The organism is Streptomyces sp. CNX435 (assembly GCF_059570575.1).
This window is the reverse complement of sequence record NZ_JCANTA010000059.1, coordinates 1-4,889: the sequence shown is the minus strand read 5'-3', so window position 1 is coordinate 4,889 and position 4,889 is coordinate 1. Positions and strand designations below refer to the sequence as shown.

Below are 4,889 nucleotides of genomic sequence, written 5' to 3'. Positions count from 1 at the left end.
CGTGCCCTGTCGGGCCAGGGGGCGATGGCTTCCGTCGCGCTTCCGCACACCCAGGTCGCCGAGGAAATCGCCGCCTGGGACGGGAAGTTGTCGGTGGCGGTGGTCAACAGCCCCACCGCCACCGTGGTTTCCGGTGACACCGACGCGGTAACCGCCTACCTCGTCCAGTGCGAACAGGCAGGCGTACGGAACCGGCTGCTGCCCGTCGACTACGCCTCCCACGGGCCGCACGTCACCGCGCTCCGCGAGACGCTTCTGGATGCGCTGGCGGGGCTGGAGCCGGTCGAGGCGTCGGTCCCGTTCTACTCGACCGTCACCGGTGAGGAGTTCGACACCACCGGCCTGACCGCCGACTACTGGTACACCAACCTCCGCGAAACCGTCCGCTTCCACGACACCCTCACCCACCTCATCGACACCGGCCACACCACCTACGTCGAAACAAGCCCCCACCCCACCCTCACCACCGCCATCACCGACACCGACGCCGACGCCGAAGCGGCGCTGACGGTCACCGGCACCCTCCGGCGCCACGAGGACTCCCCCACCCAACTCCACCTCGCCCTCGCCCACCTCCACACCCACGGCGTGGCCGTCGACTGGCACACCACACCAACCCCCCTGGCCGACCTCCCCACCTACCCCTTCCAACACCAGCGCTTCTGGCTCGACGTCCCCACCGCCGACGGTGACCCTGCCACCCTCGGCCTCCAGGGCGCCGACCACGCCCTCCTCGGCGCGAGCATCCAACTCGCCGACGACAACAGCCGGTCCACCGTCTTCACCGGCAGCCTCAGCCTCCGTACCCACCCCTGGCTCGCCGACCTTCAGATCGGCGGAACGGTCGTCCTCCCGGTGGGGGCGTTCGTAGACCTCGCCCTGCACGCGGGTTATCACACGGGCCACCAGCACCTTTCCGCCCTGGAGGTCCACCGCCCGCTGCCGCTTGCCGAGCAGCGCGGCGTTCAGCTCCAGGTGATGACGGCCCCTCTGCCGGACACCCCGGAGCGCCGCGTCACCGTGCACGCGCGCGAGGACGCCGACGAGCCGTGGGTCCTGTACGCGACCGGTTCGCTGACCCCCGCCGTCCCCGTTCCCGCCGCCGATCTCACCGCCTGGCCGCCCGCCGACGCGCAGCAGCTCACGGTCTCCGAGGTCTACGCCGAACTGGCCGCGCGGGGCATCGAGTACGGGCCCGCCTTCCAGGGGTTGACGGCGGCGTGGCGCGCGGGCGAGGACCTGTACGCCGAAGTCCGTCTGGACGCCGACACCGAGCCGCAGGGGTACGGGCTGCACCCCGCCCTGCTGGAGGCCGCCGTCCAGGTCTTCGGTGCCGCTCCGCGGCCCGCCGGCCGCGACGGCGTGCGGCTGCCGCTGAGCTGGCGGGGCATCAGCCTGCACGCCGCCGACGCCACGTCCCTGCGCGTCCGGCTCCGCCCGACCGGGCCGGGTACGGCGTCCCTGCTGCTAGCCGACGCCGCGGGGCGTGCGGTCGCGGAGGTCGAGAGCGTCGCGCTCGGTGACGTCGACACGGCTCAGTTGACGACCGCCGATACCGGTGTCCGCAACCGCCTCTTCGCCGTGGAGTGGTCACCCGCCTCCCGGCCGCGTGCCGTCGACGCCGTCTCCCCGACGTGGGACGTTCTCCCGCTGGGGGCGGCTGCGGACGATGTACCGCCGTCGGCGCCCCAGTTGGCCCTGGCGCCCGCGGACCCGGACGGCCCGCTGCCGGCCCAGGTCCACCACGTCGCCGGGCAGGCTCTCCGGCACGTACAGGAGTGGCTTGCGGACGAGACGAACGCGGATCGCCGTGTCGTCGTGGTCACCCGGCGGGCCGTCGCCACCGCCGCCGACGAGGACGTCGCCGATCTGGTCCACGCCCCCCTGTGGGGGCTGGTCCGCAGCGCCCAGAGCGAGAACCCCGGCCGCATCGTCCTCGTCGACGTCGACGGGCACCAGGACAGCCGGGACGCCCTGCCCGCCGTACTGACGCTGGACGAGCCCCAACTCGCCCTGCGCGAAGGCACCGCGTACGCCCCCCGGCTCACCCGGCACACGCCGACCGAACACGGGCTCACCCTCAACGCCGAGGGCACGGTCCTGATCACCGGCGGTACGGGCACCCTCGGCGCCCACACCGCCCGCCACCTGGTCACCGCGCACGGGATCCGGCACCTACTGCTCACCAGCCGCTCCGGCCCGGACGCGGCCGGAGCCACCGAGCTGCACGAGGAACTCACGGCCCTGGGCGCCGACGTACGCATCGCCGCCTGCGACGCCGCCGACCGCGACGAACTCGCCGCGCTCCTCGACACGGTCCCTGGCGACCACCCGCTGACCGCCGTCTTCCACACCGCCGGCACCCTCGCCGACGCCACCCTCCCCAACCTCACCCCCGACCACCTCACCACCGTCCTGAAGCCGAAGGTCGACGCCGCCTGGCACCTCCACGAACTCACCGAGCACGTGGAGCTGGACGCCTTCGTCCTCTTCTCTTCGGCCGCCGCGACCTTCGGCGCGCCCGGCCAGGCCAACTACGCGACCGCCAACACCTTCCTCGATTCCCTCGCCGCCCTCCGTCACCGCCGCGGGCTGCCCGCCACGTCGCTTGGGTGGGGCCTGTGGGCCGAGACCAGTGCCCTGACCGGCCGGCTCGACGACGCCGATGTCGCCCGCCTGGCCCGCAGCGGCCTCACGCCGCTCACCACCGAACAGGGCCTCGTCCTCCTCGACGCCGGCGTCGCCGCCGCCCGCCCCCACCTCCTGCCCATCGCCCTCAACACCGCCGCCATCGACCCGGACGTCGCCCCGCCGGTGCTGCACGGGCTCGCCCGCCGGCGGCGCGCCGCGGGAGCGGGCGCGGGCGCGGGGGGCGGCTTCGCGGAGCAGTTGCGCGGGCTGTCGGAGTCGGAGCAGCGGGAGCGGCTGCTCGGCCTCGTCGTCTCCCACGCGGCCGTCGCCCTGGGGCACGCGAGCAGCGCTTCGCTGGATCCGCAGCGGCCCTTCCGCGAGTTGGGCTTCGCCTCCCTCACGGCCGTCGAACTGCGCAACCGCCTCGCCACGGCGCTGGGCGTGGCGCTGGAGACGACCGTCGTGTTCGACTACCCGACGCCCCACGCCCTCGCGGATCACCTGCGCGAGACCCTGCACCTCACCGGCGCCGCGCCGCAGCGGGCTACGGCGACGGCGCGGGTGGTGGACGACGAGCCGGTCGCCATCGTGGCCATGGCCTGCCGCTTCCCGGGCGAGGTCCACTCGCCGGAGGACCTGTGGCGGCTGCTGCTCGACGGTGGCGACGCGGTCGGCGACTTCCCCGTCAACCGCGGCTGGGACGTGGAGTCGCTGTACCACCCGGACCCGGACCACCCGGGGACCTCGTACGTCCGCAAGGGGGCGTTCCTGCACGAGGCCGCCGACTTCGACGCCGAGCTGTTCCACATGAGCCCGCGCGAGGCGCTGGCCACCGACCCGCAGCAGCGGCTGCTGCTGGAGACGGCCTGGGAGGCGTTCGAGCGCGCGGGCATCGACCCGCAGTCGATGCGCGGTACGGGCACGGGTGTGTTCACCGGCGTGGTCAACCACGACTATCTGAGCCGACTTTCCTCCGTTCCGGAGGAGTTCGAGGGCTATCGGCGCATCGGTACGGCGCCGAGTGTGGCGTCGGGTCGGGTGGCGTACACCTTCGGCCTTGAGGGGCCGGCGGTGACGGTGGACACGGCGTGTTCGTCGTCGCTGGTGGCGCTGCACCTGGCGTGCCAGTCGCTCCGGCAGGGCGAGTGCGACCTCGCGCTGACGGGAGGGGTGTCGCTCATGGCGAGCCCGGACCTGTTCGTGGAGTTCAGCCGGCAGCGCGGGCTGGCGCCGGACGGGCGCTGCAAGGCGTTCGCGGGCGGGGCCGACGGGACCGGCTGGGCGGAGGGTGTGGGGCTGCTGCTCGTCGAGCGGCTCTCGGACGCGCGGCGGAACGGGCACGAGGTGCTGGCCGTGGTGCGCGGGTCTGCGGTGAACCAGGACGGTGCGTCCAACGGGCTGACGGCGCCGAACGGTCCCTCGCAGCAGCGGGTGATCCGGCAGGCCCTGGCCAATGCGGGTCTGTCCACATCAGACGTCGATGCGGTAGAGGCGCACGGGACGGGCACGACGCTGGGCGACCCGATCGAGGCGCAGGCGCTGCTGGCGACGTACGGCCAGGAGCGGGCGGACGACGCGCCGCTGTGGCTGGGCTCCGTGAAGTCCAACATCGGGCACAGCCAGGCCGCCGCCGGAGTGGCCAGCATCATCAAGATGGTCATGGCGCTCCAGGAGGGCGTCCTGCCCAAGACACTGCACGTGGACGAGCCCTCGCCGCACATCGACTGGTCCGCCGGCTCGGTGCGTCTCCTCACCGACCACGTCACGTGGCCGGAGACGGCCGGGCCGCGCCGGGCCGGTGTCTCGTCGTTCGGGATCAGCGGCACGAACGTACACATGATCCTGGAGCGTGACGTCGAGCCTGAAGAGGCGCCGGTCGTCGCGACCGGTACGTCGCCGGTGCCGGCCGGGCCGGTGGTGTGGCCGCTGTCGGGGCACACGGCGGAGGCGCTGGCCGCGCAGGCGGGGCGGTTGCGGGCGTGGCTGGGGGAGCGCCCTGAGACCGACGTGCACGCGGTGGCGGCCTCGTTGGTGCGTTCGCGTGCGGTGCTGGATCACCGGGCGGTGGTCTTCGGTACGGACCGCGCCGAGCTGCTCGACGCTCTGGATGCGGTCGCGCGTGGTGAGGGTGCGGATCGGGCGGTGGCCGGGCGGTACCGGGCGGGCAAGCTGGCGGTGCTGTTCACCGGTCAGGGCGCACAACGCCCCGGCATGGGCGCCGAACTGTACGACACCTACCCCGTCTTCGCCGAAGCGCT

Annotated in this window: 1 protein-coding gene; it reads left to right on the top strand. The window is 73.5% G+C overall.

Translation table 11 applies throughout. The features are described 5' to 3' along the window. Positions 1-24: 24 nt before the first annotated feature. Positions 25-4,889: SDR family NAD(P)-dependent oxidoreductase (locus tag T328_RS35865; protein WP_496500461.1), on the top strand; the 4,865-nt coding region annotated here is incomplete at its 3' end.